12 protein-coding genes, 3 tRNA genes and 3 pseudogenes are annotated in these 19,148 nt (G+C 47.0%); 15 read left to right on the top strand and 3 right to left on the bottom strand.

Annotated elements, in window-relative coordinates; translation table 11 throughout:
* Window positions 1–245: 245 nt before the first annotated feature.
* Window positions 246–923, top strand: a complete 678-nt coding sequence (locus E308F_RS12465) for a potassium channel family protein (RefSeq protein ID WP_141265182.1) — start codon at window positions 246–248, stop codon at window positions 921–923.
* Between the two features lie 53 nt (window positions 924–976).
* Here the strand turns inward: E308F_RS12465 and E308F_RS12460 are convergent, their stop codons facing one another.
* Window positions 977–2,221, bottom strand: a complete 1,245-nt coding sequence (locus tag E308F_RS12460; RefSeq protein WP_141265181.1) for an ISL3 family transposase — start codon at window positions 2,219–2,221, stop codon at window positions 977–979.
* Window positions 2,222–2,425: 204 nt separating this feature from the next.
* Here E308F_RS12460 and E308F_RS12455 point away from each other — a divergent pair.
* A tRNA-Gly gene (locus E308F_RS12455) sits at window positions 2,426–2,500 on the top strand.
* Window positions 2,501–2,512: 12 nt separating this feature from the next.
* Window positions 2,513–2,588 (top strand) — tRNA-Cys (locus tag E308F_RS12450).
* Between the two features lie 115 nt (window positions 2,589–2,703).
* Here E308F_RS12450 and E308F_RS15930 read toward each other — a convergent pair.
* Window positions 2,704–2,865: a hypothetical protein gene (locus E308F_RS15930; protein ID WP_172613551.1), complete on the bottom strand. Its 162-nt coding sequence runs from the start codon at window positions 2,863–2,865 to the stop codon at window positions 2,704–2,706.
* 94 nt (window positions 2,866–2,959) lie between these two features.
* On the opposite strand from E308F_RS15930, the gene E308F_RS12445 reads away from it, so the two are divergent.
* From E308F_RS12445 to E308F_RS12435, 3 genes are all read left to right on the top strand, one after another.
* Window positions 2,960–3,382, top strand: coding sequence for a PaaI family thioesterase (locus E308F_RS12445; RefSeq protein ID WP_141265180.1), 423 nt, complete (start codon window positions 2,960–2,962; stop codon window positions 3,380–3,382).
* A 140-nt stretch (window positions 3,383–3,522) separates the two neighbouring features.
* Window positions 3,523–3,612, top strand: a tRNA-Leu gene (locus E308F_RS12440).
* A gap of 726 nt (window positions 3,613–4,338) precedes the next feature.
* The gene (locus E308F_RS12435; protein ID WP_307722592.1) at window positions 4,339–4,938 is read left to right on the top strand and encodes an N-acetylmuramoyl-L-alanine amidase; all 600 of its coding nucleotides are present in this window, start codon (window positions 4,339–4,341) and stop codon (window positions 4,936–4,938) included.
* Between the two features lie 7 nt (window positions 4,939–4,945).
* On the opposite strand, the pseudogene E308F_RS12430 reads toward E308F_RS12435, so the two are convergent.
* Window positions 4,946–5,077: pseudogene (locus E308F_RS12430) on the bottom strand (transposase); the annotation flags it as partial.
* A gap of 348 nt (window positions 5,078–5,425) precedes the next feature.
* Here E308F_RS12430 and E308F_RS12425 point away from each other — a divergent pair.
* The 9 genes and pseudogenes from E308F_RS12425 to E308F_RS16945 all read left to right on the top strand — a co-directional run bounded on the left by E308F_RS12425 (window position 5,426) and on the right by E308F_RS16945 (window position 18,903).
* A complete protein-coding gene (locus E308F_RS12425; RefSeq protein WP_141265178.1) occupies window positions 5,426–6,607 on the top strand; it encodes a Druantia anti-phage system protein DruA in 1,182 nt (393 codons plus the stop codon).
* A complete protein-coding gene (locus tag E308F_RS12420; RefSeq protein ID WP_141265177.1) occupies window positions 6,604–7,761 on the top strand; it encodes a hypothetical protein in 1,158 nt (385 codons plus the stop codon). Before E308F_RS12425 ends, E308F_RS12420 begins: the two co-directional genes overlap by 4 nt.
* Window positions 7,762–7,763: 2 nt before the next feature.
* On the top strand, window positions 7,764–9,782 hold the full coding sequence (locus E308F_RS12415) for an ATP-binding protein (RefSeq protein ID WP_172613925.1): 2,019 nt from the start codon (window positions 7,764–7,766) through the stop codon (window positions 9,780–9,782).
* Window positions 9,783–10,099: 317 nt separating this feature from the next.
* Window positions 10,100–10,777, top strand: a pseudogene (locus E308F_RS16765) (thermonuclease family protein).
* 205 nt (window positions 10,778–10,982) lie between these two features.
* Window positions 10,983–11,918, top strand: a complete 936-nt coding sequence (locus tag E308F_RS12400) for a DUF4268 domain-containing protein (RefSeq protein ID WP_141265175.1) — start codon at window positions 10,983–10,985, stop codon at window positions 11,916–11,918.
* 21 nt (window positions 11,919–11,939) lie between these two features.
* The gene (gene mutT, locus E308F_RS12395; protein ID WP_141265174.1) at window positions 11,940–12,374 is read left to right on the top strand and encodes an 8-oxo-dGTP diphosphatase MutT; all 435 of its coding nucleotides are present in this window, start codon (window positions 11,940–11,942) and stop codon (window positions 12,372–12,374) included.
* A gap of 125 nt (window positions 12,375–12,499) precedes the next feature.
* Window positions 12,500–13,333: an HNH endonuclease gene (locus E308F_RS12390; RefSeq protein ID WP_141265173.1), complete on the top strand. Its 834-nt coding sequence runs from the start codon at window positions 12,500–12,502 to the stop codon at window positions 13,331–13,333.
* 414 nt (window positions 13,334–13,747) lie between these two features.
* On the top strand, window positions 13,748–16,108 hold the full coding sequence (locus E308F_RS12385; RefSeq protein ID WP_172613924.1) for a site-specific DNA-methyltransferase: 2,361 nt from the start codon (window positions 13,748–13,750) through the stop codon (window positions 16,106–16,108).
* Window positions 16,108–18,903, top strand: a pseudogene (locus E308F_RS16945) (BPTD_3080 family restriction endonuclease). The gene E308F_RS12385 and the pseudogene E308F_RS16945 overlap by 1 nt, the downstream one beginning before the upstream one ends.
* Window positions 18,904–19,148 lie beyond the last annotated feature (245 nt).

Here is a 19,148-nt window from a genome sequence, read left to right as displayed (position 1 = left end):
CCTTGTTACCTTGACGCCGCCCGGAGGGGCGGCGTCAAAAGCTTTACCGGACCACGTATAGTAGTGGTCATGGCCGCTGGCCCGTTATATAACCCGTATCACCTTCATTGCGCATCGCGGCGATAAAAGTTCCGCCTAGCAGAGATAGCCAGTTCTGCCGAAACTAGCCTGGAAAGAATAAAATTTACCAACGGCAGGAAGCGGGGATGTGGTGGCGAATAGTTATTGCAGAGAGGGGTTGAGTCATGAGGATTGTTGTAGTCGGTGGTGGTAAGGTTGGCTACCAGGTAGCCAAACAGTGTGCCGCCTGGGGCTGTAAAGTAGTGATGGTGGAACATGACCAGGAAAAGGGTGAGAAAATTAAGCAGGAACTCGGCCTACCGGTAGTAATTGGTGACGGCACCAGTTCGCAGGTACTCAAAAAGGCCGGAGCTGAAAATGCTGATATAGTTATTGCTATTACGGATGACGACCAGGATAACCTGGTAATCTGCCAGCTGGCAGAGCGCCAGTTTAAAGCCAAACGTACCCTGGCCCTGGTAAATAATCCTGGTAATGAGAAGCTCTTCCGCTGGCTAGGGGTCAACCAGGTAATTGGCCCGGCATCCCTTATCCTGGGATTAATCCAGGAAAGGGTGGATATGGATGCGACTACGGCTCTGTGGATGCAGGGCATTAAAGATTTAAAAATGATCCAGTTTAAACTTGGTCCTGATGCCCCTGTCCTGGAGCGGAAAATAAAGGAGATACCCTTTCCCAACGAATGTATCCTGGTAACCATTGTCCGCGGTGATACGGCCATTGTCCCTTGTGGCAATACGGTCCTGGAAGCAGGGGACCTGGTCTTTGCTCTCACTAATCCGGCTGTCCAGGCGGAGGTGGAGTATATCCTGATGGGCAAGGTCGAAAATGGGGAAGGGTGATAGCCTGGCTTATCCCGTAATAATACTTTTGCTTTGAGCCTGCAAATGCGGCTCTATGTCAATAGTTGTGGGATTAAATTTTGGGGGCAACATCCCAGGAAAATTTTTTTGATGAAATGATTACGATTCCTAAAACCAAAACTTAAGCGTTTGAGCATTTTACTTAAAGTATTCTTGCCTTCTATATAACCATTGGTGTACCGGCGGCCTTGCTGGGTGTATCTAACCAGGTTTAATATTTCTGACCTCCAGGACTTAATAGTACGAGCCCATACCCGTCCCTCTACATTTTCAGCGCATTCTGCATTTATAAGCCAACGGCTTAAGGCAATTTCTGCCTCTTCAACCCGGTCCATCTTTATGATTTGTCTTAAATCTTCTTTTAGCTGGTATAGTTCATAGAGGGACGGGTATTTATTCTTAATTTCTTCTAGCTGCTGTTGTTGTCTGGAAGTAAGTTTTTCCTTGGCCTTAAGCAAGGGCAGTCGGGGTATATTCTCCTTGCTTGCTTCTTGCTCTATCTTGCGTGCTTCATTTAAGCGACGGTTAGCGTCCTGGATTACATGGAAAGGGTCTACTATTATCCTGGCTGAAGGAAAGATTGTTTTTATTAACTTGCGCCAAGCGTCTTTCATATCAATTACTACTGCTTCTACTTTAACCCCGGCTTTTTTGAGGCCCTCCAGGTAAGCCTTTATAGTTGCTTTCCTGTCATCACCCAAAATCGTCAAAGGCCTCTTATCCGGTTCCAAGCGCCCTACTACGCATACAAAATCATTCCCGCTAAAGGACAGCTCATCTAAGGTTAAGACTATGGGCTCTTGAGTATCATCTGCTGGAAGACCGGACTGGATATACTTGTCTAGTAATCTTATAACCCTATTAGGAGTAAGGTGTAATATTCGGGCTGCATAGGTAAAGCTCATCCTCTGGGCATAATACACTACTGTCTGCACTCCTAGTTTTGTAAATCTGGCCCAGGGGATGGTATCCGGAGGACGAAGGGTAAAAGTCTTATGACAATGGTAACACTTATACCGTACAGGAACCCAGGATAAAAAAATCCATCTCCCGTATAAAAAAGCGTGACGAATTTTCCTTTCTTGGGGCTTCCGGTTCTTCTTTAAAATGCCGTGCTTATGTAATTTGCCTTTGTTACATGCAGGGCATAATGCTGGCGGCTCTAGCGTCACCCTTAACACAATATCTTTACGTTCCTGCCGTTCTCCTAAAATGGACTGGAGTATTTTATCAAAATTCTCTTGTCCCTTGAGGGTGATCGTGCTATTCTTATTCATGGGGGCACTCCTTTCCTAATGGGGTTTTTGTTTGCTAACATTTGATTTGGATGTGCCCCCCTCTTTTTCCTCCTTTAACTTCTAAAATCTCTTCTCCTCTGTCCTTCCATATCTACCTATCCCTTCCCACACTTTTTATTATAGAGCCTGCAAATGCTTGACAGGACTTTGTGCCCGTGCTATAATCTAACATGCAGTGAGCGAGCGGAAATAGCTCAGCGGTAGAGCATCGCCTTGCCAAGGCGAGGGTCGCGGGTTCAAATCCCGTTTTCCGCTCCATTTTTTTACCGTGGCGCGGTGGCGAAGTGGCTAACGCCGCGGTCTGCAAAACCGCTATTCGCCGGTTCAAATCCGGCCCGCGCCTCCAGGTTGGTTACTAGAAGACCATTTTGCACAACGGCAAAATGGTCTTTTTGTATTGTTAAGGCGCTGCTTGCAATTTACGTTTGTATGAAGCATCTTACTTCCCAAAAGTTGACATATCAGCAGTTAACTGTTAGGATGTAATTGTTCCTCCTTTTGTTGCTGGAGTAACTTTTCCAGCTGTGGAACACAGCATGCTTTAAGGAGTGGGCAGGGAAACAACGCTTCAAATCGGCAATTTCCACCTGCAACTGGTTGATGCGTTCTTGTAAAATTGCCACATTAATCCCACCTCTATCCTTTATAGCATAGGAAGGCATAGTGATTTTTTGGGGCAAAACGTTTGCGATTAATTATATCAGAAGGGGTGGCATTATGGGAGGGGATTTTGCTTGGCCGGCGGGCGAAATTGATGCAGAAAAATGGCAGGCCATCGTTCAACCGGACAATCCCTTTGCCAAGTTACTGGGAATAGAAGTAGTCGAAGTAGGGCCGGGGCGCAGCTTGGTGCGCCTGAAAGTGCTTCCTAAACATCTCAACTCCTGGCACACCCTCCACGGTGGCGTTTATGCCGCTCTGGCCGACCGGGCCATGGGAATTGCCGTGCGCTCTACCGGTAAGGAGGCTGTAACCTTGAACCTCCAGGTTGGTTATTTAAAGCCGATTGAAGCCGGTCAGGTGGTGGAGTGCCGGGGAATGATAATCCACAACGGCGAGCGGATAGTAGTAACAGAGGCAAGATTGACTTCTGCCGGCCAAACGATAGCAACAGCGGGGGGAATATTTTATGTGAAATAATCCGGTTTTCACCGGGAGATACTGGCGACATCTACTCCGTGGCGACAAAAAAATACCGCAGTGCATCCGGTGGGTGGCGAGGAAGTTTAAAACTCAGTATTGAATATTCCCATCGTTATATGCTATAATATTCTATGCTTGCGAGAGTGGCGGAACCGGCAGACGCCCGAGACTTAAAATCTCGTGGACCCTTTAGGTCCGTGCGGGTTCAAGTCCCGCCTCTCGCACCACCTTGAGAATCAACGGTTTATGGGCTTAACAAATCGGCCTATAAACCGTTTTTTATTGTATAGTATCGAGTAGCTAAAGAGAGGAGTATCGGGTAGTTGGGCCAAAATCTCGTGTATCCAAAATTACACGAAACGCTAGCACCGCTGGTGGGCAGAGGTTGTAAAGGAGTGGAATTTTTAAAGATGACAGTGCCGGAAGAAATAATTGCAACAGTTTGATAGAGGATAGATACTACCGGCGGCGGGCCTACTTTCAGCTTAATTAAAATAAAATTTTTATTATAATGCAGGCAGGATATTTGCAGGTTTTTGTAGAATAGACTGGACAAAAAGGTAAATGATGGGCTGCAAGACTGACACATCCGGCAAGAAAATTTTGTGCCGATGTTTTTGCGGTGCGCAGGCAAAAAACGGTCAAATTTTAGGCAAAAATTGCCCGAGCCCCGCGAAGTAGCGAATCAGCTTTTGGGCCCCAAGGTTTCGTGGGCACGGAGTTACGAACACCCTCACCCCTTCGGGGGACGGAAACTCTTCCAGACGCCAGCTAAAATCAAACCCGTCATCGAGGTTACGAATACCCTCACCCCTTCGAGGGACGGAAAAGTGGCGGTCCGGAAATGCAAAACATGCAAAAAATTATATAATCGCCCCTTGACATGTTCTCTTTTTATGGTTACGCTGGAACCCAAGACCGGCTGAGGTTGATTAACCTGGCCGGTCTTTTACATTTTTCGGCGGGGCCGTCCTTCAGCCGGTCCGGCCCTTATCAGCACGCCCCTGGCCACGTCCTTCCGCATCCAGGTGCAGATGGGGACCGATACAAACGGCCAGCCCGTTTACCGGAAGCGTTCCTACAGCCGGGTGAAACCTGCGGCCGCGGACCTCGACATACCCGGCGCCCACTGCCGGGACGCGGGGATGAACTTCAAGTCCGCCGGCGTGGCCGTCATCGGCAACCTCATGGACCGCCCGCCCACCCCGGAACAGTGGAAATTACTTATCGGGCTGGTGCGGGAGCTGTGCCGGCGCTACAGCGTCCCGCCGGGGCGGGTCCTGGGCCACAGCGAGGTGCCGGGCGCGGCGACTGATTGCCCGGGGCGGCATATGGATATGGCGCGGTTGAGAGAAGAGATAGCCTCAGCAGGTGAGGACGACAGCAGAAAAGAAGCCGCAGCGCCGGGAAAAAGCGGAGGAGAAGGCGGCGGGGCATCAGAAACCTGCCTGTCTGAAAAGGCGAAACCCTTGAAGGGGCGGAAAGCGATAATGCAGATTAATGAAGGAAAATGTATAGCCTTTCACTCTAAGTTTGCCGCCATATCGAAATAGCGATGTATAGCGCCCCGATCAACTGGAATGCTGACTCTTCGTTGGGAAAAAGCGGATTACTACCCACACACCGGCGAATTTCCTGATTGAGCCTCTCGACACCGATGGCAGTGCGTAGCCGCTTGCGGTAGTCTTGGGGAGCGTCATCACCCTGGATAAATATCCCTTACAAAAAGGAAATTATCATTTTCTGGAGAATATGTCCTCATGAAAAGGATTTTTTGGGTTTTCAGTTGGGTCCTTGTGTATCAGGTACGGCAAACCTTTATCGACCTGGTCTGTTTACAAGATAGTTACTGAGTACGCTTTCAGAGCGAAACTGAAAGACGTTTGCCCCTATACGCTGCGGTGCACGTCCTGTAAGAATCTCATAGATGTCGGTATGCCTTTCGATCTGGTGGCGAACAGGGCACTACAAGGTGGAAATTATTAATACGGCACTTTCAATAAAGGACTTGCAGGGAGCAGTAGAAAAGGTGAGGTAGGAATGGCCAGGACGGTTTCTTTGTTGGAATTTCGTATTCTTTCCGAACTCCATTCTCACTTACAAAAACTGGGTTTTTCCACAGATAAGAATGGGAACCTGATCCCGCCAGGACAGAGCAAGGAAGCCCTGCGGGGTTTGCACTATGCGCAGAGAGAGGAAGTATTAAAAAAACAGAGCGATTTTGTTGCTAGGGCATGGGTTAGGTTGTCTAAATATTTTGCTGACGGGCGCAAGGTCGAACCGGAAAAGATATCGCCTAGCCTAGAACTGGTCGAGGGAGAAGGGTGGCGAAGGGATCTTTTCAAATTAGCTACCCTTTCGTGGAGCGTCCCGGTTTCAAATGGCTACGGGCGCAGGATGCGCTTTCTAGTATGGGATGAGCACAACGGGAAGCTCATGGGGATTATTGCTTTGGGTGACCCAGTATTTAACCTTAAAGCGAGAGATAACCTGATTGGCTGGACCGCTCAGGATAGAAAAGAGCGCCTAGTCAACGTGATGGATGCCTATGTGCTAGGAGCCGTCCCGCCTTACAGTTACATACTTGGCGGTAAATTAGTTGCCTGCCTAGTAAGAACGCGAGAAGTAGTAGAGATTTTCTCGCGCCGTTACAGTGAGCGCTCAGGGATTATTTCAAAGCAGAACAAAAATGCTCAGTTAGTACTGGTCACGACCACTTCAGCACTCGGCAGGTCATCGATCTATAATAGGCTAAAACTTAATAATCAAGTATACTTCGAACCTATCGGGTACACCGAAGGATGGGGCCATTTTCACATTCCAGATAGCATATTCGATTTGATGTGTAAGTATCTGGAAAGCACTGGGGATGACTACGTGAAGAGTTATTCGTTCGGGAAAGGGCCAAACTGGAGGTTCCGTGTTATCCGCAGGTGTATTGAGAAAATAGGGTTTAATAGTGATATCCTCAAACATGGTGTCAAGAGGCAGATATTCGCCTGCAGGGTGGCGGACAATGCCTATGATTTCCTGTCAGGGAAATATAGTTCTCCCCGGTATGATACCCTGCTGTCAACTACAGAAGTTGGCGAGCTTGCAAGGGATAGATGGCTCGTCCCCAGGTCCAAGAGAAAACCTGAATACCTTATGTGGAACCGGGAACAATTTTTAAGCCTCCTGGGAGCAGAGTACCAGTCTCTTAAAGGAGCGTTGGGCGTATGACAATAGCGAACCTGGACATGGAAGCCCTGCAGAAAAAGATAATCGAGGCTTACCAGGCCGACAGTCACCTTTTGGAGAAATTTAGGGAATACGCTAGGCGGCTAAAAGACAACGTGCGCCCGCTCAAGGCATATTCGGTGAACGCGGTATCTTTCGTCTCGGCAGACGGTGGAGACAACCGCATCATGTTTGACCCGGCATTGATCGAGCTTGTAAGGGTTGTGGATTCGCGCGGAAAGGAGTATGTGCTTGATGTGGTAGCTAGCAGTTCGACCCTGGACGAGCTGGAAAAAAGAATTCAGCCAGGGCCGCAGTGCATTGAGCCATTAAGGAGGCTCTGCTCTGATCTGGGATTGAAATTAGGCGAGCTCTCATACCTGCTTAAAAACATGGGGCAAGGGGGGAACAGCACCAGTGCCCTGCGAGCCTACCGTGACATAGTCGAGTGGGCAGTGCTCTATGAAATGGTCTGCAACCCGCACCTTCAGTGGGGCGGGGACACGATACTTGTCAGGGATGGCCTGCTGCGGACCAAGACCTTCAGGCGAGACATCTTTCCCAAGATAAGGGAAAAGATAAAAGCCGGGATAGAAGTTCACGCCAGACGGAACGTGACTGTCTCCTTAGTCGGGGTAGCCAAGCAGAGCGCAGTCTTGAGCAAGCTGGCGGTAGCATTGGAACTCGAAGGGGTATTTCACAGGAAATACCCCTGTTATGTTGAAGTTCCCCTGGACATCGAAAGGGATTGTTACAACTACGACAGGACCTGGCTGTTGAATTACGATACGGCTGAGACTGAAGAGGAACGCGCGCGATTCCAGAGCATGGGATGCCTGCACTTGGTAAAGTTCGGTGATAAACCCGGGGACCCAGTTTGGCCTGTCGATATAGCGGACTGGCAGCGTGACCAGGCTCCTAAAATCCTGGGACAATTAATATACGATGCTCAGTACGGGTTTCCTATTCCCGATTACCCAATGTGCATTCAGAAGGCCCATGATAGGTCAAGGATTGGTCACATAGAAATAGAGATTCTTCAGGATATGGTTTTCAAGGGACTAACCCAGAATTTGAATGCGGACGAGTATAACAGGCTCCTCCGCTTCAGGTATTTAAGCCAGGATCTCAAAAAGTGGCGGTATATGGAGGGATGATAGTGTTATTCGCCAGCTCGCAGATAATGGGGACGTTCAAGGGGTTCACCGAGAAAGGGATGGAGTTCAATGCAGAGATAGTGGCTCCTTACGATGCCAGCATGCTTGACCGCCCGCAACTGGGCCAGTTTGTCCTTATAGAGCTGGCTACGGAAGAGGAAGCGGCTTTAGGAAGGATTACCCGCCTGGTACCTACTGGAATCCTGGTGTCCCCGCAGGGTGAGGACTATTTCAATACCCTCCAGCAGAGAGGGCACAGTATACCCGAAGACCTTATGGTACATCGCTTGAAGTACCGCGTGCAGTTGAAGCTCCTGGGAGCAGTAAGGATTGAAAATAACAACATAATATATGTACCGTCCATGCGTAGACTTCCGCACCTTGGAGCCAAGGTAGCGTACCCCAGCGAATCAGTATTGAGGAGAATATGCCAGCTGAGTGGCGGAAAAACAGAACTTGGCGACTATGTTTTGGGAGAATTTGTCTACTGCGGGGCCGGAAAAACTCACAAGGATCCAGCGTTCAGGTCTCTCGACCCGAAGCTTCCGGTAACATTCAATGTCCGAAATCTTGTTTCTAGGCGGACGGTGGTATTTGCGCGGGCGGGCTATGGCAAGTCCAACCTGATAAAATACTTAATTTCTGAGCTTTACAAGGAAGAACCCATGACCAAAGCCGGGTTAAAAGTAGGAACTTTGATATTTGATGCTGACGGTGAATATTTTTGGCCGGACACTGTAGACGGCAGACCGGGTCTTTGCGATGTCCCCCACCTTAAAGATAAGATAATCGTATATACCAGCAGGAAGCCCCCGAATTCTTATTATGGTAGCTGGAAGGTAGGGGGAATAAAGCTTGATATTAGACAGCTGAAACCCCGTGATGTGCTTGGAATAGCCCTACCCTCAGAAAAACAGGAAAACCAGAATGTTCTCAAACTGAAAGGTTTGAATGAAATAGAATGGGCGAGAATGGTTGATTTAATATATAAAAGTGGATTGAAGGCTCCTGACAATGAAATAGCAGGGATTTTAGGGTATGATTCCTCGGGTGCAAGCAATATAGCGGAAGTAGCAGCTGCCCGCAGTAATATGTATAACGTGGTACGCACCTTGCACGATCCCAACAGCAAGCTTCTGGAAGGCATAAAGAAAGGCCTGAAGGAAGGAATGATAGTTGTTGTTGATATCAGTCTCTTAAGCTCAGCAGTGGGCAAGATGCTTACGGGATTAATTCTAGGAGATATCTTTTCGCATAATCAGGAAAACTTTACAGGTGGAAATCCCATAATCCCAACCATAGCTATCATTGAAGAAGCCCAGAGTGTGCTGGGGAAATATCTTGATGAGAGCAGCCCCTTTGTCGAGTGGGTTAAGGAGGGCCGCAAATACGATTTAGGAGCAATACTCATTACCCAGCAACCTGGCTCAATTGCCCCTGAGATACTAAGCCAGGCCGACAACTGGTTCAGCTTTCACCTGCTTTCTGAAGGAGATGCGGGCACGTTAGGAAAGTACAACTCCCATTTTTCCGATGACATCCTGGCACATTTGGTAGCCGAGCCTATACGAGGTAACTGTTATATGTGGAGTGCTCCTAACCAACCTTTTGTTCTACCAGTGCGGGTAAGGGATTTTGAAGAATTATACAGGGCCTATGTCAAGCCAGATGCCAGTGAAGGTGGTATTATCACCAAAGCAGGGATATTGGCGGAAGAACTGGATGCAGATTTCAAAAAAATGAAAGACGAACTAAAGGAAAGGCTTGATAATCCCCAGCGATACAATATCAAATATGTTAAGGCGGAAAAACTCAAAGGTAAAAAAGGTATCTACAAAGGACAGCTTTTCTTCATTATTAAAGAGATAAAAGATAAGTTCCCTGGCAATGCATATGCATTTGTTCCCGAAGATCGGCTGATGGAATTGCTTTTAAATGGATTGTACGGTGAGGGAAATGTCTTATTCAAGAGGGCAACAGTAGAAGGTATGGAAAAGGAATACTTCTGGATACCCGCGTAATGACCTTAAACAAGAAATGGATCCCGGCAGCAGGATATTCCAGGAAACCGTAGAATTATTATCAAAAAAAGAGAAAGCAGTAAACCTTACAATGGCCGGCCGTGTCTAAACAGGTCTCACTAAAAACCTTCAGCAATGGCCCCTTGTTTGGTGCGAAAGCTATAAAGCAGTAAGGTTGAATAAAACCCTGGACATCCTGCACTAAAAATAAAAATTGGCCGCGTTTACCGTGGTTTACCAGGGATAGCTCCTGGCCGAATGAGGGGAAAGAGATTTTGAATCTGAGTTTAAAGATAAAGCCAGGATTAAGGCGCCGTGTGCCGGCCTTATTATTCTGGCTTTTACTGCTTCTTTTTTTAGCAGCCATTCTAACCGCGTGCAGCAGCAGTCCGAGCGTTTTCCCTGCCCAGCAGGGCACGGTGAATAGTAATAAAATTACTGACACCCAAAATTCCACTAACAGCCAACAAGATTCAGAGCAACAGCCAAAAACCAATAACCAGGACACCGGGCAAATAAAGTTAATCCCAGCTACGGTTACAGAAGTGGTCGACGGTGACACCCTGCATGTCCAAATCAATGGCAAGAAAGAAAAAGTGAGGTTGATCGACGTCAACACGCCCGAGAGCGCCCACCCGGACCTGGGAATTAAAGAGGAGCCTTACGGGGAGGAGGCCCTAGCCTACACCCAGAAGCGGCTGGCCGGCAGGCAGGTCTACCTGGAGCTGGACGTAGGCGAGCGGGACAAGTACGGCCGGCTTCTGGCTTACGTGTAGCTGGAAAAGCTGGCAAACGACAGCGAAGATGAAGTCCGGGCCAAGATGTATAATGCCAAGCTACTTCTGAACGGCTACGCCAAAGTGATGACCGTCCCGCTCAACGTCAAATACGCCGACCTTTTCGTCAAGCTCCAAAGGGAGGCCCGACAGGCGGGCAAGGGTATATGGGGGTGCGGCCGTGACTGCGCCCGCTCTCGCACCGACTACCGGGGGTGACACCGGAAGCGCAACGAAGTATATAGGCAACTCCAACTTAAAAAAATTCCACCACCCCGACTGCCAGTGGGCCAAGGAGATAAGCCCGCGTAGAGTTTAACAGCAGAGAAGAGGCCATAAACGCCGGCTACCAGCCGTGCAAGGTATGTCGGCCGTGAAGGTATAATTCCAGGGTAAGAAAGATTATCACGGAGGGAAAGTATATATGGCGGAACTCGGCACCCTTACTGAAGTGGATCTTCGCCAGGTTTGGACTAAGGAAGCAAAGGAATTCACCCCCTGGCTAAAAGATAATATCGACCAACTAAATCAAGTGCTGGGGCTCGATATCGAAATAACGGAGCGCGAAGGCGCGGTAGGACCCTTTGCCGTCGACCTGGTAGGAAAGGACCTGAGTTCAGGGCACACGGTAATTATCGAAAACCAGCTCGAACCCACCGATCACACCCATTTAGGCCAATTGCTTACCTACACTGCCGGCCGTGAGGCCAAGATAGTAATATGGATATCACCACAGTTTCGCGAAGAACACCGCCAGGCCCTGGACTGGTTAAACGAAAACACTGGTGAAGATCAGGCCTTTTTTGGCATAGAGATAAAGCTGGTACGTATAGACAATTCCCGACCCGCTCCCCTGTTCAGGTTAGTATCCCAGCCTAACGAATGGCAAAAAAGCGTCGCCAGTTCCAGAGCCACCAGCCCCAGGGGCGAAGCCTACCAGACCTTTTGGACAGCCTTCTTGGAAAAAATAAAAAAACAGGCGCCGGGTTTGACTAACGCCAAAAAAGGACTACCCCAGAACTGGTTCAATATTAGCGCCGGGAGGAGCGGCTTCGCGTATTCGGCATCTTTTAAGTCAAAGAAACGGTTTGGCATAGAGCTATATATAGACACTGGCGATAAAGATAAAAACGAGCAATTTTTTGACCTGCTTTATGCCCAGAAGGATGATATCGAAAGGGAATTAGGTATGACCTTGAGCTGGGAAAGGTTAGAAAATGCCCGGGCCTGCAGGATTGCAATTATACGGGATGGGAACATTGATGCCGACGAAGAAGAATTAAAAGAACTTCAAGATTGGGCCATAACAAACCTGATTAAATTTAGAGATGTATTTGGTAAACGGATTAAAGTGCTTTAACTTTATTACAGGGGTATCATCATGAGCATATCACCAGAATCCGACCACCCAACCCTCCCAACCTTAGTAACAGCAGGCGTAATTTTTAACGAGGGTATGGTCCTGATTACCCAGAGGAAAAAAGGCGATCGCTTTGAAGGCAAATGGGAATTCCCCGGGGGTAAAGTAGAGCCAAAGGAAAAACCTAAAGACTGCCTGATCCGCGAGCTTAAAGAAGAGCTGGGGATAGAAGTAGAGGTAATAGATATTTTTCACGCCCTCACTTATCAGTATCCCTGGGGTAAAATGCAGCTTATAGCCTATTTGGCCAGGCTGACCCCTGCCTCTAGAGAACCGGAAGCCATAGAATGCGAGGACTACCGCTGGGTGCCAATCAAAGATTTACCGGAGTATGACTTTGTCCCGGCGGATTTAGAGATAGTGGGCAGGCTGTTAAAACTGATTGCCATACACTAAATATAAAAATCACCAGGTAAATCGTCTGGCGGTTTTTATATTGGGCGAGGATGCAGCAATAAGCAGGAAAATTTAGAAAGAGGGCGAATTGGAGAAATTGGAATAGTAAAGCAAGGTGAGGGAAGATGAGTTTTAACCCGGGCCTAAAACCCGGTGACACCATCGATAACCAGCGCCTAACAGAAATATTTCGCTGCAGTCGTCAGGGTGGCATGCGGCGCTCCCACCAAACCAATACTTTAGTCATTGTATCCGATCATACCCGCTCCATCTATGAAGACCGCTGGATAGGGGATATATTCCACTATACAGGCATGGGTAAGCGGGGTGATCAAGATCTAAATTTTATGCAGAATAAAACCCTGGCCGAATCACGTTATAGTGGAGTAGAAGTCCACCTTTTTGAGGTATTTGTACCAGGACAATATACATACATCGGTCAGGTAGAATTAGCTGGAGAACCCTATCAGGAACGTCAAACAGATGCTGATGGTAACCTGCGTAACGTATGGATTTTCCCTTTAAGGCTAGTAGATGCGGCAGCTACCGTAGCTATCCCTGCAGAAATTATATACAAAACACAGGAAGAAAAAGCAAAACAGGCCAGAAAACTGGATGAGAAAGAACTTCAGCGCCGCATCCAGTTCTCCCGTCCCGAAGCAGCCTCAAGAAAAGTAACCACAACCACCTATGAACGCAACCCCTATGTAGCTGAATACGCCCGGCGACGGGCAAATGGGAGATGTCAACTCTGCCATCAACCCGCGCCTTTTTTAAACCCAGACGGAGAACCCTTTTTAGAAGTTCACCATATTGTCTGGCTTTCCCGCGGCGGGGAAGATACCATAAATAACACCGTCGCCCTTTGTCCCAACTGCCACCGTAAGATGCATGTTTTGGATCTGGCAGCTGATAGGGAGAAGTTGAGAAGGGAGATAAGCGATGAAGTAAATATGTAATTTTTCAGTTTAAGCTAAAGATAAAAAATAGATTAAGGGCTTTTAAGCAATAAAACAGCACATACTTATCTTTTACATCCCTGGAATTTTATAAGATGGTGTAAAGGTGAATTTGAGCCAGGAAGAAAGAATGTAAAGAATAACTAACTGGAATCAAATCCTATAATTTTTTACCGACTATTTCTCTAACCGTTGTTTAATAGGGTACCAGGTTTTTGGCAAGGTTAAAAAAGTATACTTGGCGATAATTTGACTGGGGTGATTCTATATGGCTAAGAAAAAAAGTAAAGAAAAAGAAATTCTTGAGCAATATCTTTATCCAGAGAAAAAAGACTAAACAATCCCCCGGTAGGTTTAGTTACGCCTGAGACAGATAAAGATGCTCCAAAAAAAGAATATCAGTATGATCCTTATATGGATCCCCAATTACAATGGAGTGGTAAAGCAGAAAGAACAAGTTTCGAGGTAGATACCGTCTCCCTTCATGTTCACGAACGAATTGACCCTATGACTATTATTCGCCATGTTTGTAAGGATACCTATCAAAAAGAAGAATATCATCAGATTAGCTTATTTGAAAAACCGGAGAATGTTTTACCTTTACGAGAGGCGATAGACTTTTATAAACACGACCAGAACTGGAGCAACCGTCTCATTGCCGGCGATTCTCTTTTAGTAATGAATTCCCTATTAGAAAAAGAAGGCATGGCCGGCAAGGTGCAGATGATATATATTGACCCGCCCTATGGGGTCAAGTATAGTTCTAATTTCCAGCCTTTTATTAATAAACGGGATGTAAAAGACGGAAAAGACGAGGATTTAACGTCCGAACCAGAAATGATCCGTGCTTTCCGCGATACCTGGGAATTAGGCATCCATTCTTACCTGACTTACTTACGCGACCGATTACTATTAGCCAAAGAATTACTAACAGAGAGCGGGAGCTGCTTTGTGCAGATTGGTGACGAGAATGTGCATTTGGTTCGGTGTTTAATGGATGAGGTGTTTGGAAGAGGGAATTATTGCACAACTATTATTTTTAGGAAATCTGGAAGCCAGACGAGTTCAACTGTACCTACAATTTGTGATTTTATCTTATGGTATGCTAAAGATATTACTAAAATAAAATTCAATCCGCTTTTTATTCCTAAAAGAATTGGCTTGGATGAAACAGAGTTTAGGCAAATTTTACTACCTGATGGTAGCTATCGAACTTTAAAGAAGGAAGAATTGCTTGGAATTTTACCTTTACCAGAAGGTGCCAAGGTTTTTAAAAGTACAGACCTTCATTCTCGCAGCGGTTCAATTAGTACAACTCAACCATTTGAGTATAATGGCAAAAAATGGTTGCCACGACCAAATGCGGGTTGGAGGACAAATTTAGAAGGATTAAAGTTGTTGGCTAAGGCTGGAAGATTACTTCCTACAAAAAATTCTTTGCGCTATATTCATTTTTTTGATGATTTTCCATACTCTACTTTATCTAATATATGGCAGGATCTTATGGGGGAATCCGAAATAGTCTTTGTAGTTCAAACAAACAAAAAGGTTATAGAACGCTGCCTCCTCATGACAACCGATCCAGGCGACTTGGTATTTGACCCTACCTGCGGTAGCGGTACTACTGCTTATGTCGCTGAGCAATGGGGCAGGCGCTGGATCACCTGTGACACTTCTCGGGTAGCTATTGCCCTGGCCAAACAGCGCCTGATGACTGCCGTTTTTGACTACTATGAGCTGGCTCACTCGGAAGAGGGAGTGAGCGGCGGGTTTAAGTACAAGACCGTCCCCCATATCACCTTGAAATCAATCGCCAATAACGAACCCCCGGCTGAGGAGATTCTTTATGACCAACCTTACATAGACCGTAAGAAGAAACGGATCACCGGCCCCTTTACTGTCGAGGCGGTGCCGGCGCCTGTGGTTAAATCCCTGGAAGATGTCGAACGCGAAGCAGGGATCGTCGACGCCTCCATTTCTCGTTCTGGCGAGACCCTGCGGCAGGCAGAATGGCGGGCTGAGCTTTTAAAAACAGGTATCCGTGGTAAAGGAGGTCAGTGTATTGAATTTGCCAGGCTCGAACCCCTGCCAGGCACTAGGTGGCTTCATGCCGACGGGGAAACTAAAGAAGATGAACCCAAACGGGTAGTGGTGTCTTTTGGCCCTGAATACGCGCCCCTGGAACAGCGCCAGGTGGAGCTGGCTATCGAAGAAGCACAGAGGCTGGTACCCAGGCCGAAATTAATTGTATTTGCAGCCTTCCAGTTTGACCCCGAAGCAGCCAAAGATATTGACGAATTAAACTGGCCTGGAGTTACGCTCCTTAAAGTACAGATGAATGCCGATCTTTTGACAGCAGATTTAAAAAAGAAACGCGCAAGCAATCAGTCATTCTGGTTAATTGGCCAACCAGATATTTCAATACGTAAAACAAAAGGAAAATATATTGTAGAAGTTCACGGATTCGACTATTACAATCCTAAAACTGGACAAATTGAATCCGGTGACACCTCAAAAATTGCTATGTGGATGCTTGATACTGACTATGATGGGAGAAGCCTCTATCCTAAACAAGTATTTTTTCCAATGGCTGGCGAAAAGGATGGTTGGAATAAGTTGGCCAAGAACTTGAAGGCCCAGATTGATGAAGATTTAATTGAACAGTACCACGGTACTGTGTCCCTTCCTTTTACTCCAGGAAAACACCGGCGGGTAGCAGTCAAGATCATCGATGACCGGGGCATTGAATCCTTAAAGGTCCTGGAGGTGAAATAATGGCTGCTACAATAGACAAATTAATTATCAACAGCCCTTATGAAAAACCAACCCGACATTGGAGTTACAACCGCGAAAAAAGAGAATTTATCCTTAAAGAAGGACGGCGGCCGGCAGGCTATATCGTAGCTTCTCGCGCCTCTAAATCCTTTGATGACCCGGGTATCTTTATTGAACTACCTCTGGTAAATAAAATCCGTCCCAGGGTAGATGAATGGCGGGAACAAGGGTATCCCGGGGTAACGGGTATCACCAGGAAGCTTTTAGAACACTGGCACGATCCCGAAGAACGACAACACCAACGATTTTTCTTCTGCCAGCTAGAGGCCATTGAAACATTGATCTGGCTAATTGAAGCCCCTGCAGCCAGTAAACAGGGCATCGAGATACCAGGCGATGGCGGGGAATTCCGCCGGTTATGTTCCAAGATGGCTACGGGCTCAGGAAAAACTATCGTCATGGCCATGCTGATCGCCTGGCAGGTATTGAATAAAGTAACCTATCCCCAGGATACACGTTTTTCAAAGAATGTCTTGATAGTTGCACCTGGCCTGACGGTAAAAAGCAGGCTCCAGGTCCTCAATCCGGCAGATCCACATAATTATTACCAGGAATTTAACATAGTTCCATCTTCGCTTTTTGATAAACTGCGCCAGGGGAAAATAATGATAATCAACTGGCATATGATGAAGCCGATAGATGAGAACGCTGGTCCCAAAGTAATAAAAAAAGGACCGGAGAGCGATGAAGCCTTTACCCGCCGGGTTCTGGGCGATATGGCCACCGCCAGGAATATTATCGTTATTAATGATGAAGCCCATCATGCCTGGCGCGTGCCGGCAGAATCAAAAATAAAAGGAGTTAGTAAAGATGAACTAGAACGTGCTACCCTCTGGGTCGAAGGGTTAGATCGTATCCACAGGAAAAGGGGCATCCTCTATTGCTTTGACTTTTCCGCTACTCCCTTCTCTCCTTCAGGGAAAAAGAACTATGAAGAAGCACTCTTTAGTTGGATTGTCTCTGATTTTGGCCTTAATGATGCAATCGAATCAGGGTTAGTAAAGACACCCCGGGTGGTAATAAGGGATGATGGGACGTTAACCAAAGATTTGAGATCTCGCTTTTACCATATCTATATGGACGATGAGGTCAAGGATGATTTAAATCGCAAAGCAAATCCGGAGGAACCCCTCCCGGATCTGGTCACCAATGCTTATTATTTTCTTGGTTTGGATTGGCTGGAGACATATAAACTGTGGCAGCAGGCGGGTATAAAAACGCCACCGGTAATGATAACCGTTTGTAATCGGACGGAAACTGCCGCGCGTATTGAATATACTTTTAACCAGGGGAAAATCAAAATTGATGAATTGAAAGCCCCAGATAAGACTCTGCGTATTGATTCGAAGATATTAGAGGAAGCCGAGAGCAGAGTTGATTTGGAGGATACAGCATCACTGTTATTTGATGAAGAAGAAAATGAAGGAAAACAAAAAAAGGTTTCTAAGAAAGACCAGGCTGAACTTTTAAGGCAAATGGTGGATACGGTAGGCAAGGTAGGGAAGCCGGGTGAGAAAATCCAGAATGTAATTGCTGTTGCCATGTTGTCGGAGGGATGAGATGCCAAAACTGTAACCCATATTATGGGTCTTAGAGCCTTTTCTAGCCAGCTCCTGTGTGAGCAGGTAGTAGGCAGAGGTTTAAGACGTACTTCCTACGAAGTTGACCCTAAGACGGGACTATTTGAACCAGAATACGTTAACATTTTTGGGGTCCCCTTTACCTTTATGCCCCATGAAGGTGGGGACGGCACGCCGCCGCCACCTCCTAAACCGCGAACATGCATAGAACCGGTACCAGAAAAAAGGCAGTATGAAATTAAATGGCCCAACATAATCCGTATCGAACGTGTCTTTCGTCCTGTACTTAGCCTGGACTGGAGTAAGCTGCAAGTATTAGAACTTAAACCTGAAGAAACTCCTACTCTGGCGGAAATGGCACCAATAATTGATGGTAAACCCGATGTGAGTAAAATAACCCAGATTGACCTTGAAGAACTGGGCAAAAAATTTCGCCTGCAGAAAATAATTTTTGAGACGGCCAGGGACATCTATGACCAGATGAAACCCGGTTGGCATGGCAATAAGGAATTTCTCTTAATTCAGCTCATAAAGCTGGTGGAGCAGTTTATTAACTCCGACAAGATTTCGATCCCCACTCTTTACCACCAGCATGAGCTGCGTCGGCGGATTTTGATCACCCTTAATATGAATAAGATTATCCAGCACATATTTGATGCCATCAAATATGAAAATACTGTATCCCTGGAGTTGGTGTTTGATACCGAAAAACCTATCCGCTCTACAGGGGACATGATTACCTGGTATACCAGCAAACCTTGTGAGGTAACAAGGAAATCCCACATTAGCCATGCCGTCTTTGACAGCACCTGGGAAGCCAGCGAGGCCTTTGAATTTGATCGGCCTGAAAATGATGACAAGATTGATGCCTGGGTCAAAAATGATCATCTCGGTTTTGAAATCCTTTATATCTATAAGGGTGTGGTCCGTAAGTACCGCCCCGATTATCTTATCCGGTTTAAGAATGGTAATATGCTGGCGCTGGAAGTTAAGGGGCAGGATAACGAGCAGAGCCGGGCCAAGAGGGAGGCGCTCAAAGAATGGGTTATGGCAGTTAACACCCACGGCGGTTTTGGGAAATGGTTTGCTGATGTCTCTTACAATATTAGTGATATAAAAGATATCATTGCTAAATATAGCGCTCTCAACCCTTAGTTTATTCTTGAATTTTTCTTGTAAAGCTGGCTTATGAAACGTTGGCATTCATCCCAAAGCGTGATCGAAAAACGTTCCGGAAGAGGGGGCGCGTAGGGATCTACGGCTACCTCACTTTGTTAGAGTGGCGGATAAGGTTACTTCTACCGGCGGGTGCCTGTGGCGCCCTGGCCCCCGGCCCGCGCACGGCTCCGCCGGCCTCCGCCCGGCCTGGCCTGTGGCCCGGCCCCTGCTCCGGCACGGCT

Origin of the sequence: Moorella sp. E308F (genome assembly GCF_006538365.1) — a bacterium.
In the GTDB taxonomy this organism is placed as follows: Bacteria; Bacillota; DSM-521; order Neomoorellales; family Neomoorellaceae; genus Neomoorella.
This window is presented reverse-complemented; position numbering and strand designations above follow the sequence as displayed.

Bases quoted from the DNA above. Each gene is read 5' to 3' on its own strand.
- E308F_RS12420 (WP_141265177.1), top strand. From the start codon at position 6,604: ATGACAATAGCGAACCTGGACATGGAAGCCCTGCAGAAAAAGATAATC.
- E308F_RS12445 (WP_141265180.1), top strand. From the start codon at position 2,960: ATGGGAGGGGATTTTGCTTGGCCGGCGGGCGAAATTGATGCAGAAAAA.
- E308F_RS12385 (WP_172613924.1), top strand. From the start codon at position 13,748: ATGGATCCCCAATTACAATGGAGTGGTAAAGCAGAAAGAACAAGTTTC.
- E308F_RS12425 (WP_141265178.1), top strand. From the start codon at position 5,426: ATGGCCAGGACGGTTTCTTTGTTGGAATTTCGTATTCTTTCCGAACTC.
- mutT (WP_141265174.1), top strand. From the start codon at position 11,940: ATGAGCATATCACCAGAATCCGACCACCCAACCCTCCCAACCTTAGTA.
- E308F_RS12390 (WP_141265173.1), top strand. From the start codon at position 12,500: ATGAGTTTTAACCCGGGCCTAAAACCCGGTGACACCATCGATAACCAG.
- E308F_RS12460 (WP_141265181.1), bottom strand. From the start codon at position 2,221: ATGAATAAGAATAGCACGATCACCCTCAAGGGACAAGAGAATTTTGAT.
- E308F_RS12465 (WP_141265182.1), top strand. From the start codon at position 246: ATGAGGATTGTTGTAGTCGGTGGTGGTAAGGTTGGCTACCAGGTAGCC.
- E308F_RS12400 (WP_141265175.1), top strand. From the start codon at position 10,983: ATGGCGGAACTCGGCACCCTTACTGAAGTGGATCTTCGCCAGGTTTGG.